This window comes from Stenomitos frigidus ULC18 (assembly GCF_003003795.1).
In the GTDB taxonomy this organism is placed as follows: Bacteria; Cyanobacteriota; Cyanobacteriia; order Leptolyngbyales; family Leptolyngbyaceae; genus Stenomitos; species Stenomitos frigidus_A.
In genome coordinates, this window is the sequence record NZ_PVWK01000121.1 from 1 (window position 1) to 24949 (window position 24949).

Below are 24949 nucleotides of genomic sequence, written 5' to 3' on the forward strand. Positions count from 1 at the left end.
GTTAAGTCCGTTCCGCTTGCGCTTCACTTCCTCTCGACCGCTTAGCCAATATAACGGTAAACCAAGAAGCGTGTCAAGCAAAAAGCTGAAGATTTTTTGGTGAGGCTGAAACCGCCTCCCTACAGCTATTTGCGTTGAGTTAATCTCTAAGATGTAGAGATTAAGAGCAAGTACATTGTGAGCATTAAAGCAGTTTTGCCATCGTGGTTCGTTTTACAGCCACTCTTGCTGAGTTGGCTGAGCGAGGATATTGGCAGAGGCGATCGCACCACCGCTTCGCTTTTTCCCCAGGATGCTCCCCCTGGCAAGGCAACATGGATTGCAAAGGAAGTTGGCGTCATCGCTGGGCTACCAATAGCGGCAAACGTTTTTTCTCTCCTGCATGGGCAGGTTAGCTTTGATGCGAAGGTCGCTGAGGGGGACATTGCAGAGCAGGGACAGACGATCGCATCTATTACAGGGTCGCTAGACACTCTGCTGACAGGCGAACGAGTTGCGCTCAACTTAACCATGCGATTGAGCGGTATTGCGACGTTAGCCCGCAAGTATGTCGAGCAGATTGCCGATTTGCCTGCGCAGTTGGTGGATACGCGCAAGACGACGCCAGGACTACGCTTGCTGGAAAAGTACGCAACCCAGGTTGGTGGAGCAGTCAACCATCGCATGGGATTGGATGACGGTGTGATGATCAAGGACAATCACATTGCAGCGGCTGGAGGGATTGGAGCAGCGATCGCGCAAATCCGCCCGTCAATCCCTTATCCCTTGACAATTGAGGTCGAGACAGAGAATTTGGAGCAAGTTAAAGAAGCGTTGCAGCATGGAGCCGATATCATCATGTTGGATAATATGCCGCTTGAGCGCATGCACCAGGCCGTTGCTCTGATTCGCCAGACGAATGATCGCATCAAGATTGAGGCTTCTGGCAATATCACGCTAGAAACCATTCGCTCGGTAGCTGAGACTGGGGTGGACTACATTTCAAGCAGTGCACCAGTGACGCGATCGACGTGGCTAGATATAAGTATGAGGCTGTAAGCTAGCTGCTTTTTCCAACTGCACAGCCGCTCAAAGTCCCGTGAGAAGACCTGTAGGTTTGCCTTTAATGCTAGTGACCACTCTGCCCCAGCCAGCTTCACCACCCTGATCCCAAAAAATACTTTGCATCGTGTCGTAGGTGTAAGTGTCGTAGGCACCGCCAATACCAATGTCGTAGTTGTTGCTTGCTCCGTGACGGGTACCGTAGGGATCGTGAACCAACCAAACTTTATTGACCGGATCGTGCCCGACGATGATGCAAATGTGACCAGAGGACTTGTAAGCAAAGCCAGCGATGACTGGAATCTCTGCTTTAAGCGACAGAAGTACATCTTTTGAGGAGAGGGTGTAGCTGAAATAGGACTCAATGCCTAAATCTTTCAAGGCTTTCGTTTGAGCATCGTGATCAGTTGTGTCGCCGTATTTCGCAACCAGACGCATGTAAACGGACTCTGGTTCAGCAAGACGTTGTTCTTTTGCTTTGGTAGTCAGTTCGCCCTTGAGCAAGTAGTTTGCCAACATGGTGTTGCTCGTGGTGTTGCATTGCCGCCAGTCGTACCAAATTTGACCATCCCTGACGATTTGTTCATTGCCTAACTGACTGGCATAGGGTACGTTCAGCTTCACCAACTGAGGGAGTTCATCGCCCTCAAGCTTAACGTGAGGATCGTAGGCATAAACTGACTGTAATTTACTGGTGCCGTCTTTAGCCGTTAACGGCGATGCTAGCTTCAAGAGAAGATGCTGGTTGCGATCGGGCGCAGATTCAGTCACAGCAAAGCTGCTGCCTTTGGAGACAAGGACTTTTTCGGAATCAGCTAAATCGCTTGATCCTAAAAGGCGCTTTTTGAAAAATGTATCGGTTTTAACAGTGATTTTGAGCATAGTGATAAATGTTAGTAGGCTTAGTTAGTCGCCAAGACTGCCTCTTGACTGCGATCGTTCAATCAATCTAAACGATCGCTGATTGCGCTCTTGAGTTAGCTCATAGCTCTAAGATTATCAGGAAGTCATTTGTATTCTTTAAGCACTAATTAAAGATCTGTCGCCTCGAAGCAGTGACGACAAGTTCACAAAGTCAGCAGAAACGCTGAGCTTAAAATTCCCATTTCTACGCACCAGGCAACAATGGCATGGCAGCTTTTTCTGATTGATCATAACGGTTCAGGATACTGGCAGCTTGTGTCGTGAAAGAAGGGGAAATGGTCTGAGAAGCTGCGATCGAGCATCCAAGAAGAGTACGCTGGATTGGACACTGCCAAATTTGCTACTCGAATTACGTTTTGTTTGTTATGAATTCTACGATCGCCCAACTGAAAAATCGTTTTGCACAGGCATTAACAGCCGCTTTTGGTGCGGCTTATGGAGCCACTGATCCCATTCTCGTACCTGCCAGCAATCCCAAGTTTGGCGATTATCAGGCGAATGTGTCGCTGTCGTTAGCAAAGCCGCTTGGTAAAGCACCACGAGCGATCGCTGAGGAGATTGTGCAGCAGCTTGACGTGGCTGATCTGTGTGAAACGCCAACAGTTGCGGGACCTGGCTTTATTAATCTGACGCTGAAAACAAGTTATTTAGAGTCACAGATCAAAGCCATTCAGTCTGATCCGCGACTAGGAGTGGCACCGATTGCCCACCCTCAGCGTGTGATTGTGGATTATCCTAGCCCCAACATTGCGAAAGAGATGCATGTGGGACATTTGCGTCCTGCCATTATCGGAGACTGCATTGCCCGAATTCTAGAGTTTATTGGGCATGATGTCTTACGCATTAGCCACATCGGCGATTGGGGCACTCCGTTTGGGATGTTGATTGCCTACTTGCGTGCAGCCTATCCAGAAGCACTGACAGCGAATGAGTCCCTGGATTTGGGCGACCTGTCAACGTTTTATCGACAGGCAAAACAGCGGTTTGATGCAAACGAAGGATTTCGTGAAGCGGCGCGGTTGTCCGTGGTGCAGCTTCAGGCAGGCGATGAGGAAACGCTGCGTGCCTGGAAAATTGTGTGTGAACTGTCCAGCCGCTCCTATCGCGTCATCTATGACCTCATGGGTATTGCCCACGTCCTTGAGCGTGGGGAATCGTTTTACAATCCCCTACTGGAAAGTGTGGTTGAAGATTTAAAGGCAACAGGATTACTGGTAGAGGATAACGGCGCACAGTGCGTCTTTCTGGAAGGCTTTACGAATAAAGAAGGCAAGCCACTACCGCTGATTGTACAAAAGTCGGATGGTGGCTACAACTATGCCACAACCGACCTGGCGGCGATTCGCTATCGAGTGAAGGAGGACAAAGTACAGCGGGTTATCTATCCGGTGGGGATGGAGCAAACGAATCACTTTGCCCAGATTTTTCAAGTAGGACGACGGGCAGGCTGGATTACAGAGGCAGTGGAGTTTATCCATGCACCGTTTGGACTGGTGCTGGGGGAAGACAACAAGAAACTGAAGACGCGATCGGGCGAAGCGGTACGACTTCAGGATTTGCTAGACGAAGCGATCGCCCATGCTCGCACTGATCTTGAAGCGCGACTGAAAGAAGAAGAGCGGCAAGAGACGGCGGACTTTATTGCCCATGCGTCTCAAGTAACGGGCATTAGCGCGATTAAGTACGCAGACTTAAGCCAGAATCGCACTAGTAACTACATCTTCAGCTACGACAAAATGCTCTCGCTGCAAGGGAATACGGCTCCTTACATGCTGTATGCCTATGTCCGCGTGCAAGGTATTAGCCGGAAAGGTCAGATCGATTTTGAGCAGTTGGGCGCTAATGCTGCGATCGTGCTGAAAGATGAATCCGAGCTAACGCTGGCAAAACACCTCCTGCAACTGGATGAAATCCTGGCACAGATTGATCAGGATCTGTTGCCAAATCGGCTCTGCCAATACCTGTTTGAGCTGAGTCAGAAGTTCAATCGGTTTTATGAGCAGTGTCCAATTTTGGATGCTGATGAACCATTACGAACCTCGCGGCTGATTTTGGCTGATTTGACAGCACGATCGCTCAAGCTAGGACTCTCTCTACTCGGTATTCCTGTGCTGGAACGAATGTAGAAGCCTGGGAATCAGGAGTCGAACTACTTTAAACCCTGATTCAAGCGATTAGGTGTAGAAAAGGGCTGGACTGGTTTGATGGTTGGGTTTCCTAGCCCACCGTTGGGGCTGTTAGGAACCAGGAAACTACCAGAGGAATTAATCGTCCTGCCATTCGTGGTGATAAGGCTGCCATCCGGGTAGTAATAGGTGTTGGAGCCATTTGCACCTGGCATAGTGACGCTGGGATTAACAACCGTTCCAGTAGGGGTAACGATCGCGCCACCCTGATAAATGCGTGTGCCCGATGGGTGGCTAAGCAAGTTACCAGTATTCCCAGAATTTGTGGGTGCGACCTGAGCATTCACGGCTGTTGTGATGAGACCAGCAAACACACTCAACAAACTACGCAAAAGCAGAATTTTCATGCGGAATTTTAGTGAACCGCCTTGATCTTAGATCAACTGCTGTATCTACAACCGTTCATCAAAAGGGGGAGCTGGAGCCAATTCACATTCATCGCTTTGACACAGGTGTGAGAACTATGACTGACACAGCACAGCACAAAGGGTACGAGAGAGAAATCGCAATCCAGCCTGATTCTCATCCTGGCTACGTTCAAGTGCAACGCCAACTTCGCGCTTTAATTGATCGCCATCTTTCAAACGAACATCTTCACGATCGCCTGCAAGATTTACCCATTCAATTTGCTAATCCACAGCCACGTCCCTGGCAACCGATCGATTGGCACGCGATCGAGCGCCACCAAATTGTAGACATTGATCCCAATGTCTTTTTAGCGATTCTTGTAGGAGCGATCGATACTGAAGCCCCCATTCGGCAATACACACAGACCAGTCGGCAATATCTAGAAGAGCTGCATCCCCAGCTTGCCCGCTTTGTCGGAGGCACGATCGCGTCAAACGGTACATTGCTGGAACCAGGCTTGTGGGAAAAAGAAGAGCGCCAGCATACGCCATCTCTGCTCAAAATCTATGCTCAACTAACAGGCGAAAAAGTTACGCCAACGCCCCGCGAAGCACGATCGTACCAGCCATCTGATAGCCCTCGTCTGGATCTCTATCGGCACGGTCTGCATCGCATTGCCACCGAATATGGTGCGACTTGCCTCTACCTCTGGTTAATGGCACACACGACTGGAGCTTTACGCACCGTCCTGGAAGAATTGACGCAGGACGAAATCAACCACATGACCAAATTCTGGGGTTTTGGCATCTGGGCCTATCCTGAAGCATCGCCACTTTGGGTTTGCCGCACTTTGTTGCAAACGACAAACGGTCGCCCAACCTATAGCCGCGATCGCAGCAGTCTTGTTGGAACCTTACATCGCATGACAGGAGTCCTCCACTGGCCAGACTGGACTTGGACGAACCGCGCAACCTTTGCATACACATGCACCTGCATCTTGCAACGCTTGTGGGGTTGGAGCAATAGCCTGACTCCGGAGTATTTGGCAGGGTTGTTTGAAGAGAAAACGGACGGGGAATAGAGTTTTGAGTTTTGAGTTTTGAGTTAACCAGAACCGATACATCTACAGTTCTAGGGCTTCTGAGCAGGGGAATTCGGGAACGTCATATCAAAACTGTCCTTCTCATCATCGATTTTCCCTTGCCAGCGGTAGGTGCGTAGATTCACGCGTCCTTGAGCATTGAACTGGAGGCCTTCGGCTTCGAGGAGCGATCGCTGTAAATGATCGCTGCCATACCGCACAGGCGATTCCGAAATCTCTCCCTTTGAGTTAATCACTCGATGCCAGGGGATGTCAGCTTCTGGCGCAACACGAAACAGTGCATAGCCTACTAGTCGTGCCCGTCCTGGTAAGTTTGCCAATTCTGCCACCTGCCCATAGGTTGCTACCTGACCGTAGGGAATTTGTTGCACGATCGCGTAGATAGCTTCGTAGGAAGACATGGAGGAAAGGCTAAAGAGATAAAGGCTAAAAGCTAAGGACTCATTTTATCCTTCATACTTTAGCCTTCATACTTCTCTCTTCCCCCCTGCCGCCGCCAGAAGATGGCAACTCGTTCTTCCCACTGCTGCCAGTAGTACATAATAGTTTCCAAATCAAACCAAAAGACTTCGGCGGGCAGATCGGGGATAGCGATCGCCAACAGGGCATGGTGCAAGTTCAAATCGTAGTCTGGATAGGTGTGCTGCACGGCTCCCCAATAGGCAACGACTTGTAAGGGGTAGTCGTTCAGGCGCTCAAGCGAATGTTTGGGGCGATCGGCGGTTTTCCATTCGCAGAGACATGCAACGCCGTCATAACTGGCAACGCAATCGACCTTTCCGGCATAGCCAAGATCATGATGAAAGACAGTCCCTTCGAGCAGTCGTACCTCATCGATCGCCAGGACAACAGGTTTGATGCTCTCCCAGTAAGGTTTGATCCCATCGGGACAGGTCACGACTTCGCCTTGTAAATAGCGCTGCACGTGCTTGTGAGTGCCTGTACCGCGCCGACTGGCAGTGCTGCTAATGCGAGTGGCTTCCTCTGCGCCGACTCGTTCTTTCCAATGAGCCAGGGCATCTCGCTGCTGCTGCGATCGCGTCGCGTTGAGAATTGTGCTCACACTGGGCAAGCGATCGCCGCGATCGTTCACGTAATATTGCCTACCGTTCTGCCGCTCTTGTTTCGCACTCAGCATAGGAAGCGCTTGAGAATCAGAAATCATGACGTTGCAATGATGACAGTCTGCCTGGATTGTAGTCTTTCTGTACTGCTTTTACTGACACCCAACGTTAACCTTTTACTACTCCCTACTCCCCACTCTCTAACGATGAGACTGCACACCCACTTGCTGACACATTGCAAGCAGCGGACAGGTCGAGCAACGCGGTAGCTCTCCGGTGCAAATGTGTTTGCCGAAGGGCACTAACCGTTCGTTGATTTCAATCCAGTAGCGCTGGGGTAACTTTGCTTCTAGCGCTTTCAGCGTTTTTTCGGGTGTGCGCGTTTGCACATAGCCCCAGCGGTTGGTCACGCGATGGACGTGGATATCCACGCTAATCGACGGTTGCTTGCAGGCAATGCCCAGCGTGAGGTTGGCGCATTTAGGGCCGACGCCGGCAAACGAGACAAGCGTATCGAAATCGCACGGCAGCTCGTCACCATAGGTATCGACAATTTGACGAGCGATCGCCCAAATTTGGGGTGCCTTGGTTTCGTGGAAGGTAGAGTCACGAATGAGATCTTCAATCTCTTCAGTGGTCAGGCGCAACATTGCCACTGGAGTGCGGGCGCGATCGAGCAGCTTGATGGCAACTGGAAGCGAGGTTTCATCCCGCGTGCGAATGGAGATAATACAGGCAATGAGCTGCTCAAACGGTGATGTGTAGCCCAGTTCTGCCAACGCAAACATCGCTGCTTTCGGAAAAGGACGTACGGCATCCCGCAGCAGTTCTATTGCCTGATCAATCTCGAATGGTTGTTTTTGATCCACAGTGAGTCCAGTAAACGTCTCAGTCAAGGCAAAGGTTCATCCATTATTCAGCCTTCATCCCTTATCCTTCATCCCTCCTCAAACAGGTAGAATATCTACGACCACAGTAAGGAACTCACCATGTCTCAGGCAGCGATCGGCATTATTGGCGGCAGCGGACTCTACAAAATGGAGGCGCTGAAGGATGTAGAAGAGGTGACGATCAACACTCCCTTTGGCAAACCCTCTGATGCAATTATTTTGGGGACGATCGACGGCACACGGGTGGCCTTTCTAGCACGGCATGGCAGAAACCACCATCTCACACCCTCAGAACTGCCGTTTCGCGCCAATATCTATGCGATGAAAAGCTTGGGCGTGCAGTATCTAATCTCCGCTTCAGCCGTTGGGTCACTCAAGCAAGAAGCCAAGCCATTGGATATGGTGGTACCCGATCAGTTTATCGATCGTACCAAAAACCGCGTTTCCACCTTCTTTGGCGATGGCATCGTTGCCCACATTGCCTTTGGCGATCCCGTCTGTCACAATCTGGCAGGCGTTCTCGCTGATGCAGTCGCCAGCCTCAATCTTACCGATGTCACCCTGCATCGCGGCGGCACCTACGTCTGCATGGAAGGTCCTGCCTTTTCGACTAAAGCCGAATCCAACCTGTATCGCAGTTGGGATGCAACCATCATCGGCATGACGAATCTGCCAGAGGCAAAGCTGGCGAGAGAGGCAGAGATTGCCTACGCCACCTTAGCGCTGGTCACTGACTACGACTGCTGGCACCCCGACCACGACAGCGTGACCGTCGATCTCGTCATTGCCAATCTTCAGCGCAATGCCGTCAATGCTCAAAAAGTGATTCAAGAAACCGTGCGTCGCCTCAGCGAAAATCCGCCTACATCGGATGCTCATTCAGCACTTAAGTACGCGATTCTCACGCCGCTGGATAAAGTTTCGGCTGCAACAAAGGAAAAGCTGAATTTGCTACTCAAAAAGTATCTTTAAGGAATAGCAGAGTAAGCAATAAACAATTGGGCAACCTGAAAAGCTGTTGGAGGCAAAATATGCACCAGGTTAATCTCAAGGAGGAGGCTTCCCAACTGGCAGCACTCATTGAAGAAGTCGCTAGCGGTGAAGAAGTTGTGATTACACGTAGCGATGGTACATCGTTTCAGATTGTGCAGCTTAATACTGCAAAACCTCGTCCTAAGTTTGGCAGCGCAAAGGGCTTGGTGAGCCTATCTGACGATTTTGATGCGCCCTTGGAGGATTTTGAGGACTATGTTTTGCTGTGTCAATGAGAACTCGCATTACCGATACTTCTCGGTGAGGTAGTTAGTGTAGTTCTCATCAGGATCAAGATCTCCTGATGGTTGTTGACTCTGAGCAATCCCCCGGAAGGGGAGATAAGTTTCCCCGTTCTAGCACAAGAGAATTTTCCTGATTATGAACGCCTGAATCGGTATCAAATTCCAGGCTTCCAACGAGCTTTTCTGCCAGAAGCGTCCTGGATGCATGAGGGAGAGCGAGAAGTTCTTCGGTTAGCTGCTCAATCGATCGCATAGATCCTCGCAGAATAATAAGGGGTGTTTGTCGAGCGATCACCCATTTGACCTAGCTGCGACTTCTCACAAACTGATATTAACTCAAACTATATTAAAGAGCACTCACTTCTTTCCAACGGAATGTTCATTTAATAAGCGAAACCTCACTCAGAGGTTTGATCCAAAAACAACTCTTCAGAAGGAATCCAATTTCTTGCATAGTTATCAGCCATAACTAACCAAGTAGAAATTCGTTCTTCGCTAGGCACAATCCTTCCCCAATATTCCTCAAAAAGTGCATCTTCAAGAGTTACAGCAGCAATTCGCATTTCATTTTCTATATCAGCAAGTGCTCTCTTGAGATAATTCCCTCCTCTAGAACCGTCTGCTCTTAATGCAACGCTACCAGCAGAAAACAGATCACGAGCTTGCGGACAGAGAACACCTCTATAAGTGAGCATATAACTTACAGCATCTGAGTATTTATCTTTAGCCCGCGATGGCTTTACTATTTGAGGGCATAGTATAGCTGCCTCAGCACGAAGTTGACGCTTCTCTTTCTGATCAAGGTTCATATAGATCTTGACCTGAAGAGGCAAAGAGTGTTCTTGTTCTTCTTTTTCCTCAAGCCACCACAGTCGCTCCCCTCGCTTAAGACGTTTTCTTGCGTAAGCCCTTACATGGGTCATTTTTTGTTCGTCTGAAGCTTTGGAGAAAGCTGCATAGGTAGTCCCCATCCGCTCAAACAGGCTTTCTTCCGCAGTCATCTCGACCTCAAATCTTGGAACATGTGAGGTTCTGACATGCATAACGCAGTCGTCATACCTCCCCCATCTAACTTCTGGCTCACCTCCCATTTTCCCAAAAATTAAGTAAATATGCTCAACAGATAAATCGCGCATACCTTCAAATATGCTGTTTGCGATGCTTCTCCATGTATCGTTTGTTGTAAATTTAACCTCTATACCAAACTCACCTAGTGGTATATCAGGGAAGATATGAGGATGAGGTTCATAGTTAATGGTTAGACCCATCGACGCAAGCGCATTCCTAACTTCGTCCTCAAATTGCTTTGAGGATGTAAACTTGCCACTTGTCATTATTGTTTGATTTAGTCGAGCTGTAACTTCTGATATGACAGCCTCGAATTCATCAATGTTCATTTAGTGCAGCAAGTACAGCCTTGCCAATATGCCATGATAGAACGGGCGGAACAGCATTACCGATTTGCCTCTCTGTTTCTCGAAGCTTAGACTGAAAAATAAACTTATCCGGAAAAGACTGAATACGTGCCGCCTCCCGCATAGAAATTCTCCTTGTTTGATTGTAGTGGAACTGTATGTTCCCGTGGCATTCTGCGCGTATTGTGTAGCCTGGTCTGTCGGCTTTCAAGCATCTGTCGCCTTGCTCGGGGCTTCGGTTTGCTTTGCTCCAAATATGATTTACTGATTCATCCTCTGGCATTTTCTCTAAGTCAGCTATCGCCTGTTGAGCTGTAATATGCTCACTTTTTGAAAGAACTGCCTTTGGAGGCTCAAAATTTATTCCTGGTTGTGTTCCTATAATAAAAACTCTATCTCTAGTTTGAGGAACTCCAAAGTCTGCTGCGTGATAGAGTTTGTAATCAACTTTGTAGCCAATGCTTGAAAAGTCTGATATAACTTTTTCCAAAGACACTTTGTTATTTTTCATAAGCAGTCCTTTCACATTTTCGGCTACAAATATTTTTGGTTCTAGCCTTCGTACTGCTTCAACCATTGCTTTGTAAAGCCCACTTCTACTACCGCCAACACCAGCCTGTTTACCATTTACAGATATATCTTGACAAGGAAAGCCACCAACAATTACGTCAGCAGTCTTAGGCATAGTACTCATTAGATCCCAAATATCACCACAAACTATTTCTTTACCAAGATTATGCTTGTAACTTCTGCAAGCAAACTCATTGATGTCATTTGCCCACACAATATCGAAAGCGAGGCGTTTATACCATTTATCTAAAAATCTAAACCCGCCAGATATACCTAAATCCATACCGCCGCAACCAGAGAAAAGAGAAACGACGCTTGCTCGCGCTGGTTTAATGCGAAGCACTCTTTGCACTTGCCGCGAACCACTCAATGGTAAAACATCAGCAAAGCTCGGCTTACCCATCCCTACGTCGTTCAACATGCTACTTAACTGAACCCACCTTACTTAATAGAGGCGATAATAGTACAAAAAGTGAGTCAGGGGGCAAAACCATCATTTATTTATACGCTCAAGAGCGACCCTCCTTAGAAAGCTAAATACTTACAGAATCGCGATTTTTTATGAATGCTATTCTTTACCCAAACATAGCGATCGCCCCTTCACACCTTCACCACAACACCTTTACTTTCTACAGCCGATCGCCCCACAGCACACAAAGCATAGGTTCCTGACGGCAGGGTAGTTTTTGTCGTTGCAACGGGAAGAATCTGTTGCAATGTCCAGTTTGTACCGTTTTGCTGGTAGAGTGACCAGCCGCGAATGTCTTGGGTGGAGGCATTCCAGATCAGCGTCCCGTTGCTAGCGTGAACGCCAGTGGGGTTAGCGGGTGGCGTTGAGGTCAGCCAGGGCATAGAAGGAGGAAGGGCGCGGTTGGCGTAGGTTTCTGTGCGGAAGCGATCGCCAATCCCTTGATGATTTGCCGTTAGTGCTTTTGCGCTAAAAAACACGTTGCCCAGTGCCAGTTGAGGTGTGAGCTGCCGAGTCAGGTCAATCTGGTTCAGAATTTCGGACAGATCCCACTGGTTGCCGCTCAAGGCACCCAAATTGTTACCAGGGTAAAGATGTCGCTGTTTGGGGTTGTTGTCCGTCCACCAGCGCAGCAAGATGGGATAGCTTTGTGCCGTCGCATCAATCCGCCAGTAAAGCTGAGGCGAAAGGTAATCCACCCAACCTTCCTGCAACCATTTGAGGGAATCGGCATAAAGCTGGTTGTAGGCATCCAGTCCCTGGATTTGCGGCGGCTGACCAGGACGATAAATACCAAACGGGCTGATGCCAAATTTGACGTGTGGTTTTGCGGCACGAATGCTCGTAAAAAGACGTTGAATGAGGCGATTCACATTGTCTCGTCGCCAGTCTGCCAGAGACAGCGAACCACCACCCGTTTTGTACGCCTGATAGGTTTTGTCATCGGGGAAGGTTTGTCCGGCGATCGGGTACGGGTAAAAATAATCATCCAGATGAATGCCATCCACATCGTACCGACGCACCACATCGAGAATGACATTCGTGGTGCGGTCTTGCACCACCTTTGCGCCAGGGTCCATCCAAAGCTGCTTATCCCAGCGGTACACCACATCGGGGTTCGTCACCGCCATATGCGGGCTGACATTGACGATGCGTTCAGACGTGCGGGCGCGGTAGGGATTAAACCAGGCGTGCAGTTCAATATTGCGCTGATGGGCTTGAGCGATCGCAAACTCCAGGGGATCATAAAACGGGTCTGGTGCTTTGCCCTGTGTGCCCGTCAGCCAGAAACTCCAGGGTTCCAGCGACGATCGGTAAAGCGCATCGCCTTCGGGGCGCACCTGTAAGATCAGCGCATTCAAGTTCAACGCCTGCATGCGATCCAGAATGCCGATCAGTTCTGCCTGCTGCTGCTGAGTGGAAAGCCCTGCCTTAGAGGGAAAATCGCCATTCCAAACACAGGCAACCCAGGCAGCACGAAATTCTCGTGTGTGCGACACGCTTACTGTTTTCACCCATGGCACGATCGCGCTGGAGTCGATCGCAGGTGCCTTCCCTAGCGCAACCAAACATTGATAGACAAAGGCGGCAATTTCAGCGCGAGTAGCAGGTTGGGTGGGTCGCAGTCGGCGCAAATCAGGATGGTTAACGACGATTTCGTTCGCCGTGGCTGCCGCGATCGCGTCGATCGCCCAACCCGCAATCTGAGCACTGTCTTGATAAAGCTCTGCTAGTGTCACAGAAGACTCCGACGGCAAACCCAGCCCACCGATTAACGCTGACAATGCCTGCACTCTCGGAATGTTTTCATTCGGGCGGAACTGCTGTCCCGGATAGCCGGTTAAAAAGCCACCTTCGTACGATCTACGAATGGCACCGGCTGCCCAATGAGTTGTCGGTACATCAACAAACGGCACGTAGGGACGGGTAGCAGACGGGCTAAACGCCGCTTGCAAAACAGAGGCAAACTCTGCCCGACTCATCGCGCGTTCGGGACGAAACGACCCATCTTCAAAGCCGCGCATGATGTTGCGTTGCGCCAACCCTTCAATAAAGGGACGCGCCCAATGGGTTTGAGTATCAGGGAAACCAGAAGAAGCGACCATACGCAGCAATTTTTGAGTTCATTATCCTCCAAAGCTTGCGCAGAAACCTTCACAGAAACCGGGTTTCTTACAAGACGATGCTGTTTAAACAAGCAGGTTGTTTTCAGAAACCCGGTTTCTACTACAAATCTAGAGACATCTGTTGCGGCGATGATTCATCTGGCGGTGCTGGCTGGTCGATCGCTGGACCCGATGCCAACTTGTGAGCATGGCGAGTCGTTTCCGGTAGCCGGTATTTGGTGGTGCAGCGCATGACATACGCGATCGCCGTTTCGAGACTCACCCGATGTCCCGGGGAAATATACAGCGGTTTGGTGCCGGGACGCGTTCTCAACGCCGCACCAATGGTTTCGCCTTTGTGAATCAGCGGTTGCCAACTGCCACGATCGTCCGCCAACTCGGCATGTTTGCCCACCAGCAGAGATTTTGCCACGCCGATCGCAGGCACATTTGCTAAAAGCCCGATATGGCAGGCAATCCCAAAACGACGAGGGTGAGCGATACCCTGACCATCACACAGCAGCAAGTCTGGAATCACCGTAATCTTTGCCAGCGCATCCAGCACCGCAGGCACTTCCCGAAAGGAAAGGAAGCCGGGAATGTAGGGAAAGGTCGTGGGGCGACGGGCGATCGCCCGATCCTGCACTTGCAAATCGTCCAGATTGAGCACGGCGATCGCGGCACGAGTCACAGTGCCATCGCACTCAAAGCCCACATCGACACCCGCAACATGACGAATCGTGCTGAAGTCATCGATCGTCACAATATCCTTGCGGAGTGATTGCTGAATAGCGGTTGCCTCTTCTGCCGTTAGCACCCATTCGTGGCGTTGGATGATGTGCATGGGGGAAAGAGGGGAGGAGTGAGGGGGGAGGAGTGAGGGGGAGGCAGGGGAAGCAGAGGAAGAAAGGCGAAAGATACAAGGTGTCGGGTGAATGGGCTACTTTGGGGGTGGGTACTTAATCTTAATTTTGATGGTTTCAGTCGCACCTGCCAGAAGGAAGACGCAGTCGCCATAGCGGGTGAGATCTTGGCGAGTGATGGGATTGTTGGAGAAGCCGTAGCCTTCGGTGGGGATGCCCTTAGTGTTGCGGTTGAGGACGCGATCGCCATTCAGATCTTGAAAGACAGCAATGGCATAGCTACCCGATGCAACATCTTTGAGCGTGATTTTGAGCGGATCTTCGGTAATCTTGATGCATCGACGTACGACGGCATTCTTATCGTTGTCAGGAAAGTCGAAACTGCTGGAGAAAAGCTTGAAGCAGAGTTCACCTTTCTGATTTTTCAAGCCATCAATTTCAATGGTCAAGTTGCTTTTAAGTTCAGCGCTTGCGATCGGTGCCAGTATCAGGCTGGAAAGTGTTAGTAGGGCGATCGCGTCTATTCTAATTTTTAACTCAAACATGCCGATTCTCTTCACCCTCAAAGACACCTTCTTGAAAGAAACCGGGTTTCTGGATGCAACTTACATACTCAAACGACAATTGCTCATGGAGAAACCCGGTTTCTGCGTCAGCTTGGTTGTTACTCTCCTCGCTGTCCGTTCCCACCGTACCGATCCTGAAGGGTTGCTCTTAACTCAGCAATGGCTTGAGCATTGGCGGCAATTTGCTGAGCATTTTCCTGTTGAATCTGAACGGTTTCTTGCTGTCGTCGGGCAATCAGCAGCAGGATTTCGTTAATCTGGGCAATCGCAGCGTTATGATGGGCGACGGTTTGTTCTAGTGAGGATGATTGATCGGTCATAGCGTTACCGGCTCAAGATAGACCCATTTTAGGCGGTCTTGCCATTAATCCGTTTCATCATCAGTTTGATCTGTGGACTCATTAGTAGCCTTCTTGCCTGCCAGGGCGATCGCAATCGCATCCACGACTCTGGCAACGGGAAAAACCTCAATGCCAAGATCCGGTAGCACCTGACCTTTGGGGACGATCGCCTGCTTGAAGCCCAATTTCGCCGCTTCCTTTAGCCGTAGCTCCATTTGCGAAACCGGACGTACTTGTCCACCCAAACCCACTTCGCCAATTAGCACCATCCGTGGATCAACCACCCGATCGCGGAAGCTCGCTACCACCGCGATCGCCACGCCCAAATCAGCGGCAGGTTCTCCCACACTCAAGCCACCGGACGATGCAACATAGGCATCCAGTTTAGAAAGGGGAATCCCCACGCGCTTTTCTAACACTGCCAGAATTTGCAGGAGTCGATTATATTCAATTCCAGTCGTCGATCGTCGAGGTGAACTGTAGCTGGTCGGACTCACCAGCGCTTGCAACTCAACGACAATCGGGCGTGTCCCTTCGCAAGCAACGATCGTTGCGCTACCCGACGAGAACTCATCCCGATTGCCTAAAAAGAGTTCCGATGGATTGAGTACTTCCTGCAAGCCCTGATCCACCATCTCAAACACACCAATTTCGTGAGTTGCCCCAAAGCGATTTTTCACCGATCGCAGCAATCGATGGCTGGCGAAGCGATCGCCCTCAAAGTACAGCACCGTATCCACCAGATGTTCCAGCACCTTGGGTCCCGCGATCGCCCCTTCCTTCGTCACATGCCCTACAATAAAGAGCGTAATATTCTGCCGCTTCGCCATCTGCATCAGCACCGACGTACATTCCCGCACCTGCGCCACTGACCCCGGAGCCGACGACAACGCACTGAAGTACAGCGCCTGAATACTGTCAATCACTGCTACATGAGGCTTCAGCGACTCCAACTCGGCGAGGATAGTGTCGAGGTCGGTTTCGGGCAAAAGGTAGAGTTGGGAAGATGGGGTGTCGGGTATCGGGTGTCGGGTGTCGGGAAGCGTTTTGAGTTTTGAGTTCCGAGCCGCGTCTGATTCCTGACCGCTGACCGCTGCTAACTCCTCTCCCCTGCTTCTCTGCCCCCGCTGCTCCCTTTGCTCTCCCCTCTCCCCTCTCCCCTCTCCTCCCCTCTCCTCCCCCACCCCCAACCGCTGCGCCCTCAACTTCACTTGCTGGGCAGACTCTTCGGCACAAACGTAGAGAGTGCGATAGGTTTGAGAGAGTCGATTGGCGGTTTGTAGCAGCAGGGTGGATTTGCCAATGCCTGGATCGCCACCAATCAGCACCAGGGAACCGGGGACGATGCCGCCACCGAGGACACGATCGAGTTCGCTATAGCCTGAAGACAAACGGGCTTGGGGATGATCGGAGATTTGCGCCAGCGTCAGGGCCGCTTTGGGTTGAGCAGGTGTTTGGCAAGTGCTACTAGAGCGCCCACCGAGGCGAGCAGCACCGGGACGGGCGGCTGTGTTTGTGACGGGTGCAACCTGTTCTTCGAGTGAGTTCCAGCTATTGCAGGCGGGGCATTTTCCAAAGTATTGAGAAGACTCTGCACCACATTGGTTACAAACGTAGTGCGATCGCAATTTGGGCATGTTTGATGATGAGATGTTAAGAGTATGTTCAGAAACGATCGCGCTAACAAGCTAAATATTAAGAAAGTCTGAAGCGCTTTGAGGGAGAGAATTTTAGCGGTTCAAACTGGGCTGCATCGGCTACTATCTTTGGGTACTATCTTTAATGATAAAGTACAGAAATTAATGATTCTAAAATTAGCTTAAGGAGTCTATCAACTTGGAAAATCACAAAGAAAAGATATTAGTAGTTGATGACGAAGCAAGCATTCGCCGCATCTTAGAAACGCGCCTCTCAATGATTGGCTACGACGTGGTGACAGCCGCTGATGGTGAAGAAGCGCTCGACACCTTTCGTAATGCCGATCCTGACCTTGTGGTGCTGGATGTCATGATGCCCAAGCTCGATGGTTATGGGGTTTGCCAGGAGCTACGGAAAGAATCGGATGTGCCCATCATCATGTTAACGGCCCTGGGCGACGTTGCCGATCGCATCACCGGGTTAGAGCTGGGTGCCGATGATTACGTCGTCAAACCCTTTTCGCCTAAAGAACTGGAAGCGCGCATTCGTTCGGTCCTCCGACGCGTCGAGAAAACAGGCACTACAGGCATTCCCAGCTCTGGTGTCATCCACATCAACAGCATTCGCATCGACACCAACAAGCGCCAGGTTTACAAAGGCGATGAGCGCATCCGTTTAACAGGGATGGAGTTTAGCTTACTGGAACTGCTGGTCAGCCGCTCTGGAGAAGCCTTCTCACGCTCAGAAATTCTGCAAGAAGTCTGGGGCTACACGCCTGAATGTCACGTTGATACACGCGTTGTGGATGTGCATATTTCTCGCCTCCGCGCCAAACTCGAAGATGACCCCAGCAATCCCGAACTCATACTGACGGCTCGTGGCACGGGCTACCTCTTCCAGCGCATTCTTGAACCCGGCGAGACCGAATAAGACCAGACGAGCGATAGGCTTGTATGCCTGGGCTTGTATGCTGGAGGAAGGAACGTCTAATGCTGGGGTGCCCATGCAAATTTATTTGGACTACAGCGCCACCACGCCCACGCGACCGGAAGCGATCGCGGCAATGCAAGCTGCTTTGATCGATGAATGGGGAAATCCCTCTAGCCTCCATGCGTGGGGACAGCGCGCTGCGATCGTGGTGGAACGTGCCAGGGTGCAGGTTGCACGATTGCTAAATGCGCCTGCTGAAGCGATCGTTTTTACCGCTGGTGGCACCGAAGCAGACAACTTGGCTGTGATGGGAGTGGTGCGTCAATATGCCACACCACAGCATGTAATTATTTCCAGTGTGGAGCATTCGGCAATCGCTGAGCCTGTATGCTGGCTAGAGCAATTGGGTTGGGACGTGACCCGCTTGCCTGTAGATACTCAGGGACGGGTCAATCCCCTGGATCTCCGGGCAGCGCTGCAAGCCAACACAGTTCTGGTGTCGATCATCTACGGTCAGAGCGAGGTCGGCACGTTACAGCCCATTCAAGCACTGGGGACGATCGCCCGTGCTCACGGTGCCCTGTTTCATACCGATGCCGTGCAGGTTGTTGGTCGGCTCCCCGTCGATGTGCAGCAATTACCCGTCGATCTACTGTCGTTGTCCAGCCATAAGCTTTACGGACCGCAGGGTGCAGGGGCGCTGTACGTGCGACCGGGTGTCACACTGTTGCCGCTCGTCGGTGGAGGCGGTCAAGAAGCCAAGCTGAGATCGGGAACGCAGGCTGTACCGGCGATCGCGGGTTTTGGGGTTGCAGCTGAATTAGCGGCGCAGGAAATGACGATCGAAACACCCCGCTTGATACGCTTGCGAAACCAACTGTTTGAGCAATTAGCCGATGTGCCTGGATTGCTGCCAACGGGTATCAGTGGCGCAACGTTGAAAGAGACACTATGGCATCGCCTACCGCACCACACCAGTTTTTATCTCCAAAAGGCAGACGGCGAGACACTCAACGGTAAAACGCTGGTGCGCCAAATGAATCTCGCTGGCATTGGCATCAGCGCTGGGTCTGCCTGCCATAGCGGCAAGCTGTCTCCCAGCCCGATCTTGCAGGCAATGGGTTACAGCGATCGCGCGGCCAAAGCGGGCATCCGCCTGACGCTGGGGAAACAGACAACTGAAGCTGATATCGATTGGACAGTAATGGTACTCAAGCAAGTGCTATCTCGACTCACACCAGAACTCTCTCTCTCCAGACTGTCTTACTGATGATTACGATCGCGTATGGGTTCTCTAACGGTCGAGCAGGAATCTTTTTCGATTGTCTCAGAAAAATTCAGCGATCGCGGTTTCCAAGCTTTCTTTGCTTGGAGCGCTCCTTGATCAGTTCAGCCCCCAGGAAAGACCGGTTATCTTTTTTGAACAAGCAAGGCTTCATGAGAAAACTGTAAAAAGCGAGCAGGCAGACTGAGTATTGTTGACCGAAACTGTTTTATATCTCCTGATCTAAACACTTGACTTACTTTTCTAAATTGCTTGTCAAGTGGAATAAAATCCATGTGCTTAACAGGGTAGTACCATACTCGATCAAACTTGGAAAAGAGTTGCAAGGGTCGAACAGGGCCAATACCTGCAAACCAATTGATCAGCCTCAAATCGAAATAGAATACATAGCCTCCTGGAGGAAGAGCCTGGTAAATCTGCTCAACTATATGTCTGCGGCATTCCTCACCTTTAATGGATGAAAAGACAGTTGTTACCGAGATCCAATTGAAACTGTGAGACGGGAATGGAATCGTTTCGCCATCATAGGCTAAATAGGAAATTCCGGGGTTCAACTTTTTTGCAAGCTCAATTGTACCTGGCCGTAGATCTAGACCCGTAAGCTGTCTTGGGGAAAGCCCTAAATCAATATACATCCGAGTACTTCGACCATTTCCACAGCCAAGATCTAAGACTTTGAGATCGCGAAGTGAAATCTGGCTCATCTCCAATGCCTGGGTCAGCGCATAAAAGACAGCAAGACGATAGGCTAGCTCATACTCATTTCCGAGAGGATTCCAACTATCGGTTTCTCCAGGTTCCAACGTTTCGTAATCAGTAACAATTTGAGATGTGTAGGCATTTTTAGGCATAAAAGCTCACGATATTCAGCAATACTATTCAGCGACCGGTGCCGAAAATTTAAACTGTACGTCTCAACCGATTACGCTCTCATCTGTCACTTTTACAAAGCTTTGCAGGCCAAAGAGTTTCTCTTAAATGATCCTTTACTAAAGCAAAACTTTCACTAAAGCCTGATTCATGAGCGCAACAATAGAAGCTCTCTAAGCTTTCATAGCAGGTCATCGTTAGCCACCAGCTAACTACCCGTATGATAGCGACCAAGTTGTAAAAATGCTTGTTTTCGTCGACACATTGCAAAGCAGACAATGCACTTTCTACAGCACATCACCTTAAGGTAATCCGTTCCCCGACTAACACGCATGGCAGCGCAAACTGTTGCGACCGCTTCAGTTCAACCATAGTCCGTTGCCTTCTCGTCAGTAGCGAAGATCAACGTCCTGAGTACTTGCGTTATTTCACCTGAGTAATGCGCCAACTCAGCTTCAAGTTAATCCAGAAGTTCCAGAGTGTAACCATGACGATCGCCAGAAAATTCGACAGGTAAGGATTGAAATGCAGCGCATTAAAGAACAGATTTAGGATCAGAATTTTAAGAATCAGCCCCATTAAGCAAATCAGGTTGAACTTAGCAAAACGCTTAATAACCTGATGCCGCTTTTGCTGTTGTTGCGCCAGATCGCCAAACGTCCAGCGATCGTTCCAGACAAAATTATTGATAATCGCCAGTTCCGCAGCCACGATCGCGCTGCGGGTCAGCCCAAACCCCAACGTGCTATGTAGTAAATACAGTAGCCCCATATCCACAACCAGTCCGCTCAAGCCCACAAAAGCAAACCGAGCAAACCGGATGAACGGAAAGTTTAGCTTCTGGCTCACGCGCCCCAGTCGTCCCAACGACACGCGCAAACGTAGTAGATGATAGATGTAGTCACGGTACTGCTTCCAGGTAACTTTGCTTTCCCCAGCTTCGCGCTCCTGGAACACATAGCCCACTTCCGCAATCTGCTCAATCTCGCCACGTCCAAGCACTTCCAGCAAAATTTTGTAGCCCAGCGGATGGAGCGATCGTCCCGCAATGGCACTGCGGCGCACCAGAAAGTAGCCGCTCATAGGATCAGACACACGACTCACGACATCGGGCAGCAACACCAGCCCCAGCAGTTGAGCACCCCGCGACAAAAACCGTCGCATCGCGCTCCAGGTACTAACACCACCGCCATCCGCATTGCGACTGGCCACCGCTAACGCGGCACCCTGCGTGATCGCAGCGAGAAGCTGCTGCAGCACTTCCGGTGGATGCTGCAAATCGCCATCAATGACCCCTAAAACCTCACCCCGCGAGACCTGCCAGCCACGAATCACTGCCGTCGAAAGCCCTCGCTCCGCCTGGCGACGCATCACGCGCAAAAAGGGATAGCGAGACATTAGCGCCTGTGCTATCCGCCAGGTACCATCCGGGCTATCATCATCAACCACAATAATTTCGTAATCGTGGGGCAGCACAGCATCCAACTGCTGACTCAATAGCGCCACAATCCGCTCAATGTTATGACTCTCGTTGTAGGTCGGTACTACCAAAGAGAAGCGTACTGCACCGATCGCGACTGCTTGACCCTCCGCTATACCGTCAAACGGCTGTGCCGACAGCGATCGCCGTGGCACCTGCAATAGCCCTGAAAGTTCAGGCAGAAGCTGATTGTAGCCAGTTGTCACCATAGACATTTTGAGTTGATTAGTTTGGATATCAGCACAGAAGCAGCAGTGTTATGAGCTGCTAGTCATTGACGAGCCGAATACGGAACAGCCGCAGGTGACGATTGCTGAACCATTAATCTTGCTTATAAAACAAAATCACTGCCCTTCTTGCCTCTCACCAGGTTTACACAGAGCGGTCATTGTGTAAATCTTCTGTAAAGTGAGCACTGTCCTCCTTAGACGCAAGAGGCCCAGGAATGTGCCCCATGTCGATCGCGCGACTGAATCATCATTGAGAAGAGTCGTCAGCTTTCAGCTATGAACGCCAGCTTAGCGACTGACCGTTAAGTCCCTCCTACCGATATAGCTGCTGTCCAGAAGCACTTTCAGCACTGAATCTTAGCCTCCAAAAACGTTTGGCGCATGTGCTAGCGTTGGCGTATTAACTAGGCTTACCCTCGCCAACCCGTAGCAATGGACACACTCGCAACACCCAATGCAGCCGTCATTCCGTTAGAAACTCGCATCACAGCCGTTACTGTTTACACCCACCAGGCACTCGTCACGCGGCGCGGCAGACTGACCCTAACAGGCCAAGAGCAAACGCTAATGCTTGACGCATTGCCTTTGACCCTGCAACCAGAATCAGTGCGAGCGGCGGGTACCGGTACGGTTGCAGTTAGGCTGTTAGGCGTACAGACAGAACGCCAGTTTGCCACAGAACCAGTCGCCGATCGGGTCGCCCAGCTCACGGCACAAATTGAACAGTTGGTGGACGAACAACGCTCTGTGCAGGACAAACTCGCAGCCGCAAACCTACAGCGAAACTTTATTCAAACCCTGAGTGAAAAAGCCGCCGATCGCTTTTCCCGCAGTCTCGCCCAACAACAGGTAAGCCTCGCTGAAACGCGTAACTTGCTGAACTTTCTGGGACAGCGCTATGGCGATGCATCGGACGCAATCGCTCAGCACGATCGTGAACACACTCAACTGCAAAAACAGATTCAAGCGCTGTACCAGCAACTGCAACAAATTCAAACGCCACGCCCACAGGAAAGCTACCGGCTGGCGGTAAACATTGCGCCCTCAGGAGCGGGAGAGTTTGAACTGGAGGTATCCTACGTATGCGATCGCGCTAGTTGGCAACCGCTCTACGATGTGCGCGTCAACAGCACTGATCATCGTGTTCACCTGACCTACCTTGCAGACGTAAAGCAAACCACTGGTGAAGACTGGAGCGCCATTGCCCTGACGCTCTCAACCGCTAAACCTGGGCTCGGAACCCTGCCGCCCAAACTATCGCCCTGGTATGTGGATGTGTTTAGCCCTTTACCAACACCAGCGCCCATGATGTCCCGCCAACGTGCCGTTGCTTCAGCCGCACCAGGCAGTAATGATGAGGATCACTATAAGCTGCTTGCAGATACGGCCATGAATGAAACGGCTTTTGGCTCCGCTGCAATGCAGGAATTGCTGGTTGCGGAAGCACCCGCTGCGCAAATCACAAACGAAGGTGGCATTGTCACTTTTTCGATCGATGGCAACAACAACATTCCTACTGACGGTACATTTCATAAGATCACGATCTTCAGCGATGATTACCCGTCACGTCTGGAATACGTCGCCATACCCAAGCTTGTGAGTTTTGCGTATCTGCAAGCCGTTGTCACTAATCCACCGGACGGTGCAACGCTGTTACCGGGTCAGGCAAATATCTTCCGCGACAACCGTTTTGTCGGCACCACATTGCTAGAAAATATTGCTCCTGGTCAGGAGTTTAAGCTCAACCTGGGCATTGACGAAGGGCTGAGAATTACCCGCGATCTGATTGAACGCAAAGTTGATAAGCAACTCATTGGCAGTCAGCGGCGCATTACCTACGCCTATCGCCTCAGCGTGATCAATCTACGCGATCAAGAAGCATCACTCGTCCTGACCGAACAGCTTCCGGTGAGCCGCAATGAGCAAATCAAAGTCCGCCTGAACCGCACAAGCCCACAAATTCAGGTTGGCGAAATGGGACTTTTGGCATGGTCACTGCAGCTACAACCCAAAGGGCAGCAGGAAATTTCCTATCAGTTCACGGTGGAACACGCACCTGCGCTGACCGTTGTCGGTTTGGACGTATAGCTATCAGTGGTCAGCGATCAGCTTTCAGTCCCATCTGCTCGCTTCATTTAAAACGGCTATATCTAGCGGTGTGCTCTAAACGCGATCGAGCCTCAACATGAAGTTCATCTGGCTTGGGGGCTGGTTTTGCGCTCGTTCCTGTAAAATAGCGTCAACATTCGTTGGCTCCACATTTGTCTGGTGTCAGTGAATGCAAAGAGCAACTACCAGAAGACATTCGACGATTAGATACTTGACTTATCAGACATTCGCTTATCAGATATTGGGCAACGAATCTATGCAAGCACAGCGGCAATGGCACCTCAGTGGATTGATTGGGTTAATAATGCTCGGTAGTAATTTGCTGCTCTCACCAGCGATCGGTCTAGCACGGCCAGCCGTTCAGGTTGCTCAAGCGGCTCAAACCGCAGAAAGCGCTATCAATCAAGGTATTCAGTACATTCAGCAAGGGAAGTTGAGTGATGCGATCGATGCTTTTCGTCGCGCTACTCAGCTCGATCCCCGCATGTCTGCCGCTCATTACAACCTGGGGCTCGCACTGCGCCAGCAGGGACAGCTACAGCCTGCAGCCAATGCTTTTTATCAAGCGACGCAGACCGACCCCACCTTTGCCCTTGCCTATGCCAATTTGGGTGCCGCACTGCTAGAAGGAAACAACCTGCCTCAAGCCAGAGATTATTTGCAGCGTGCCGTCGAACTCAATCCCAAGCTAGGGTTGGCTCACTATAACTTAGGGCTCGTGTTAGAACGTCAGGGGAGTTTTGATCAGGCAATCAGTACCTACAGAACGGCGATCGGGCTTAGTCCCACAGCACCTGAACCGGCTTATCACTTAGGGTTGGTCTACAACCAACAGCGCAAGCCCAAGGAAGCCCGCGCGGCCTTCGAGCAAGCCATCAAAATCGATCCTAATTACGCCGAAGCTCACTACAATCTTGGGTCGCTACTCTTTACCCAGGGTGATTTGAACGGAGCCTTGAATGCCTTTCGGCGATCGGCACAAGCCAACTCCAACTACGCCAACGCCTACTACGCGGCTGGCCTGGTCTTTATGCGTCAAAACAAATTTGACGACGCGCAGAAGGTCTTGACCTACGCCAAAGATTTATATGCAAAACAGGGCAATAGCCCCTGGGCAACGAAAGCTGAACAACAGTTGCAAAAAGCGAAAGCAGGACGGTAGGAGAGGGGAAGGAGTGAGTTTTGAGTTTTGAGTTGGAAGCAGTGAACGTTGCCCAATCTCTAGACTCGTGCCATCGGCCTCCTG

The 24949-nt window shown here is 50.7% G+C and carries 23 protein-coding genes; 9 read left to right on the plus strand and 14 right to left on the minus strand.

What is annotated here, in order from left to right:
- Positions 1-177 precede the first annotated feature (177 nt).
- On the plus strand, positions 178-1038 hold the full coding sequence (gene nadC, locus C7B82_RS21865) for a carboxylating nicotinate-nucleotide diphosphorylase (protein ID WP_106258583.1): 861 nt from the start codon (positions 178-180) through the stop codon (positions 1036-1038).
- Positions 1039-1068: 30 nt separating this feature from the next.
- On the opposite strand, the gene C7B82_RS21870 is transcribed toward nadC, so the two are convergent.
- Positions 1069-1923 (minus strand): C39 family peptidase, encoded by an 855-nt coding sequence (locus C7B82_RS21870; protein ID WP_106258585.1) that lies wholly within the window; start codon positions 1921-1923, stop codon positions 1069-1071.
- 407 nt (positions 1924-2330) lie between these two features.
- Between C7B82_RS21870 and argS the strand changes: the two genes are divergently transcribed.
- A complete protein-coding gene (gene argS, locus C7B82_RS21875; RefSeq protein ID WP_106258586.1) occupies positions 2331-4091 on the plus strand; it encodes an arginine--tRNA ligase in 1761 nt (586 codons plus the stop codon).
- 23 nt (positions 4092-4114) lie between these two features.
- Here the strand turns inward: argS and C7B82_RS21880 are convergent, their stop codons facing one another.
- Positions 4115-4498: a hypothetical protein gene (locus tag C7B82_RS21880; protein WP_106258588.1), complete on the minus strand. Its 384-nt coding sequence runs from the start codon at positions 4496-4498 to the stop codon at positions 4115-4117.
- A gap of 116 nt (positions 4499-4614) precedes the next feature.
- Here C7B82_RS21880 and C7B82_RS21885 point away from each other — a divergent pair, with 116 nt between their 5' ends.
- Positions 4615-5580, plus strand: coding sequence for a ferritin-like domain-containing protein (locus C7B82_RS21885; RefSeq protein ID WP_106258590.1), 966 nt, complete (start codon positions 4615-4617; stop codon positions 5578-5580).
- Between the two features lie 50 nt (positions 5581-5630).
- On the opposite strand, the gene C7B82_RS21890 is transcribed toward C7B82_RS21885, so the two are convergent.
- From C7B82_RS21890 to C7B82_RS21900, 3 genes are all read right to left on the minus strand, one after another.
- Positions 5631-6002, minus strand: coding sequence for an MGMT family protein (locus C7B82_RS21890; protein WP_106258591.1), 372 nt, complete (start codon positions 6000-6002; stop codon positions 5631-5633).
- A gap of 59 nt (positions 6003-6061) precedes the next feature.
- Positions 6062-6766 carry an exonuclease gene (locus C7B82_RS21895; RefSeq protein ID WP_106258593.1) on the minus strand — a complete coding sequence of 235 codons (705 nt, stop codon included), beginning with the start codon at positions 6764-6766 and terminating at the stop codon, positions 6062-6064.
- A 99-nt stretch (positions 6767-6865) separates the two neighbouring features.
- Positions 6866-7534 (minus strand): endonuclease III domain-containing protein, encoded by a 669-nt coding sequence (locus C7B82_RS21900; protein WP_245940041.1) that lies wholly within the window; start codon positions 7532-7534, stop codon positions 6866-6868.
- Positions 7535-7654: 120 nt separating this feature from the next.
- On the opposite strand from C7B82_RS21900, the gene C7B82_RS21905 reads away from it, so the two are divergent.
- Both C7B82_RS21905 and C7B82_RS21910 read left to right on the plus strand, forming a co-directional pair.
- Positions 7655-8527 carry an S-methyl-5'-thioadenosine phosphorylase gene (locus C7B82_RS21905; protein ID WP_106258594.1) on the plus strand — a complete coding sequence of 291 codons (873 nt, stop codon included), beginning with the start codon at positions 7655-7657 and terminating at the stop codon, positions 8525-8527.
- A 59-nt stretch (positions 8528-8586) separates the two neighbouring features.
- On the plus strand, positions 8587-8823 hold the full coding sequence (locus C7B82_RS21910) for a type II toxin-antitoxin system Phd/YefM family antitoxin (RefSeq protein ID WP_106258596.1): 237 nt from the start codon (positions 8587-8589) through the stop codon (positions 8821-8823).
- A gap of 407 nt (positions 8824-9230) precedes the next feature.
- Here the strand turns inward: C7B82_RS21910 and C7B82_RS21920 are convergent, their stop codons facing one another.
- The 7 genes from C7B82_RS21920 to radA form a co-directional block, all read right to left on the minus strand.
- The gene (locus C7B82_RS21920; RefSeq protein ID WP_106258598.1) at positions 9231-10229 is read right to left on the minus strand and encodes a restriction endonuclease; all 999 of its coding nucleotides are present in this window, start codon (positions 10227-10229) and stop codon (positions 9231-9233) included.
- The gene (locus tag C7B82_RS21925) at positions 10219-11220 is read right to left on the minus strand and encodes a DNA cytosine methyltransferase (protein ID WP_219904632.1); all 1002 of its coding nucleotides are present in this window, start codon (positions 11218-11220) and stop codon (positions 10219-10221) included. The genes C7B82_RS21920 and C7B82_RS21925 overlap by 11 nt, the downstream gene beginning before the upstream one ends.
- 197 nt (positions 11221-11417) lie before the next feature.
- Positions 11418-13391: a glycoside hydrolase family 10-like protein gene (locus tag C7B82_RS21930; protein WP_106258601.1), complete on the minus strand. Its 1974-nt coding sequence runs from the start codon at positions 13389-13391 to the stop codon at positions 11418-11420.
- A 121-nt stretch (positions 13392-13512) separates the two neighbouring features.
- Complete coding sequence (gene nfi / locus C7B82_RS21935; protein ID WP_106258603.1) at positions 13513-14235, minus strand: deoxyribonuclease V; 723 nt, start codon at positions 14233-14235, stop codon at positions 13513-13515.
- Between the two features lie 96 nt (positions 14236-14331).
- The gene (locus tag C7B82_RS21940) at positions 14332-14799 is read right to left on the minus strand and encodes a DUF2141 domain-containing protein (protein ID WP_106258605.1); all 468 of its coding nucleotides are present in this window, start codon (positions 14797-14799) and stop codon (positions 14332-14334) included.
- Positions 14800-14918: 119 nt separating this feature from the next.
- Positions 14919-15140, minus strand: coding sequence for a hypothetical protein (locus tag C7B82_RS21945; RefSeq protein WP_106258606.1), 222 nt, complete (start codon positions 15138-15140; stop codon positions 14919-14921).
- 44 nt (positions 15141-15184) lie between these two features.
- Positions 15185-16798: a DNA repair protein RadA gene (gene radA, locus C7B82_RS21950; protein ID WP_106258608.1), complete on the minus strand. Its 1614-nt coding sequence runs from the start codon at positions 16796-16798 to the stop codon at positions 15185-15187.
- Between the two features lie 199 nt (positions 16799-16997).
- On the opposite strand from radA, the gene rpaB reads away from it, so the two are divergent.
- Together rpaB and C7B82_RS21960 are read left to right on the plus strand one after the other, a co-directional pair.
- Positions 16998-17729 (plus strand): response regulator transcription factor RpaB, encoded by a 732-nt coding sequence (rpaB, locus tag C7B82_RS21955; RefSeq protein WP_181357608.1) that lies wholly within the window; start codon positions 16998-17000, stop codon positions 17727-17729.
- 73 nt (positions 17730-17802) lie between these two features.
- A complete protein-coding gene (locus C7B82_RS21960; protein ID WP_106258695.1) occupies positions 17803-18999 on the plus strand; it encodes a cysteine desulfurase family protein in 1197 nt (398 codons plus the stop codon).
- Positions 19000-19139: 140 nt separating this feature from the next.
- Here the strand turns inward: C7B82_RS21960 and C7B82_RS21965 are convergent, their stop codons facing one another.
- Positions 19140-19865, minus strand: a complete 726-nt coding sequence (locus C7B82_RS21965) for a class I SAM-dependent methyltransferase (RefSeq protein ID WP_106258611.1) — start codon at positions 19863-19865, stop codon at positions 19140-19142.
- Positions 19866-20307: 442 nt separating this feature from the next.
- Positions 20308-21573 carry a glycosyltransferase gene (locus tag C7B82_RS21970; RefSeq protein WP_219904633.1) on the minus strand — a complete coding sequence of 422 codons (1266 nt, stop codon included), beginning with the start codon at positions 21571-21573 and terminating at the stop codon, positions 20308-20310.
- A 453-nt stretch (positions 21574-22026) separates the two neighbouring features.
- Between C7B82_RS21970 and C7B82_RS21975 the strand changes: the two genes are divergently transcribed.
- Both C7B82_RS21975 and C7B82_RS21980 read left to right on the plus strand, forming a co-directional pair.
- Positions 22027-23682 carry a mucoidy inhibitor MuiA family protein gene (locus C7B82_RS21975; protein ID WP_106258614.1) on the plus strand — a complete coding sequence of 552 codons (1656 nt, stop codon included), beginning with the start codon at positions 22027-22029 and terminating at the stop codon, positions 23680-23682.
- A gap of 277 nt (positions 23683-23959) precedes the next feature.
- The gene (locus tag C7B82_RS21980; RefSeq protein WP_106258615.1) at positions 23960-24865 is read left to right on the plus strand and encodes a tetratricopeptide repeat protein; all 906 of its coding nucleotides are present in this window, start codon (positions 23960-23962) and stop codon (positions 24863-24865) included.
- Positions 24866-24949: the final 84 nt, after the last annotated feature.

Excerpts from the sequence above, each read along its gene's own strand:
- C7B82_RS21870 (WP_106258585.1), bottom strand. The coding sequence starts at position 1,923 with ATGCTCAAAATCACTGTTAAAACCGATACATTTTTCAAAAAGCGCCTT.
- argS (WP_106258586.1), top strand. The coding sequence starts at position 2,331 with ATGAATTCTACGATCGCCCAACTGAAAAATCGTTTTGCACAGGCATTA.
- C7B82_RS21880 (WP_106258588.1), bottom strand. The coding sequence starts at position 4,498 with ATGAAAATTCTGCTTTTGCGTAGTTTGTTGAGTGTGTTTGCTGGTCTC.
- C7B82_RS21885 (WP_106258590.1), top strand. The coding sequence starts at position 4,615 with ATGACTGACACAGCACAGCACAAAGGGTACGAGAGAGAAATCGCAATC.
- C7B82_RS21890 (WP_106258591.1), bottom strand. The coding sequence starts at position 6,002 with ATGTCTTCCTACGAAGCTATCTACGCGATCGTGCAACAAATTCCCTAC.
- C7B82_RS21895 (WP_106258593.1), bottom strand. The coding sequence starts at position 6,766 with ATGATTTCTGATTCTCAAGCGCTTCCTATGCTGAGTGCGAAACAAGAG.
- C7B82_RS21905 (WP_106258594.1), top strand. The coding sequence starts at position 7,655 with ATGTCTCAGGCAGCGATCGGCATTATTGGCGGCAGCGGACTCTACAAA.
- C7B82_RS21910 (WP_106258596.1), top strand. The coding sequence starts at position 8,587 with ATGCACCAGGTTAATCTCAAGGAGGAGGCTTCCCAACTGGCAGCACTC.
- C7B82_RS21920 (WP_106258598.1), bottom strand. The coding sequence starts at position 10,229 with ATGAACATTGATGAATTCGAGGCTGTCATATCAGAAGTTACAGCTCGA.
- C7B82_RS21925 (WP_219904632.1), bottom strand. The coding sequence starts at position 11,220 with ATGGGTAAGCCGAGCTTTGCTGATGTTTTACCATTGAGTGGTTCGCGG.
- C7B82_RS21930 (WP_106258601.1), bottom strand. The coding sequence starts at position 13,391 with ATGGTCGCTTCTTCTGGTTTCCCTGATACTCAAACCCATTGGGCGCGT.
- nfi (WP_106258603.1), bottom strand. The coding sequence starts at position 14,235 with ATGCACATCATCCAACGCCACGAATGGGTGCTAACGGCAGAAGAGGCA.
- C7B82_RS21940 (WP_106258605.1), bottom strand. The coding sequence starts at position 14,799 with ATGTTTGAGTTAAAAATTAGAATAGACGCGATCGCCCTACTAACACTT.
- C7B82_RS21945 (WP_106258606.1), bottom strand. The coding sequence starts at position 15,140 with ATGACCGATCAATCATCCTCACTAGAACAAACCGTCGCCCATCATAAC.
- radA (WP_106258608.1), bottom strand. The coding sequence starts at position 16,798 with ATGCCCAAATTGCGATCGCACTACGTTTGTAACCAATGTGGTGCAGAG.
- C7B82_RS21960 (WP_106258695.1), top strand. The coding sequence starts at position 17,803 with ATGCAAATTTATTTGGACTACAGCGCCACCACGCCCACGCGACCGGAA.
- C7B82_RS21965 (WP_106258611.1), bottom strand. The coding sequence starts at position 19,865 with ATGCCTAAAAATGCCTACACATCTCAAATTGTTACTGATTACGAAACG.
- C7B82_RS21970 (WP_219904633.1), bottom strand. The coding sequence starts at position 21,573 with ATGGTGACAACTGGCTACAATCAGCTTCTGCCTGAACTTTCAGGGCTA.
- C7B82_RS21975 (WP_106258614.1), top strand. The coding sequence starts at position 22,027 with ATGGACACACTCGCAACACCCAATGCAGCCGTCATTCCGTTAGAAACT.
- C7B82_RS21980 (WP_106258615.1), top strand. The coding sequence starts at position 23,960 with ATGCAAGCACAGCGGCAATGGCACCTCAGTGGATTGATTGGGTTAATA.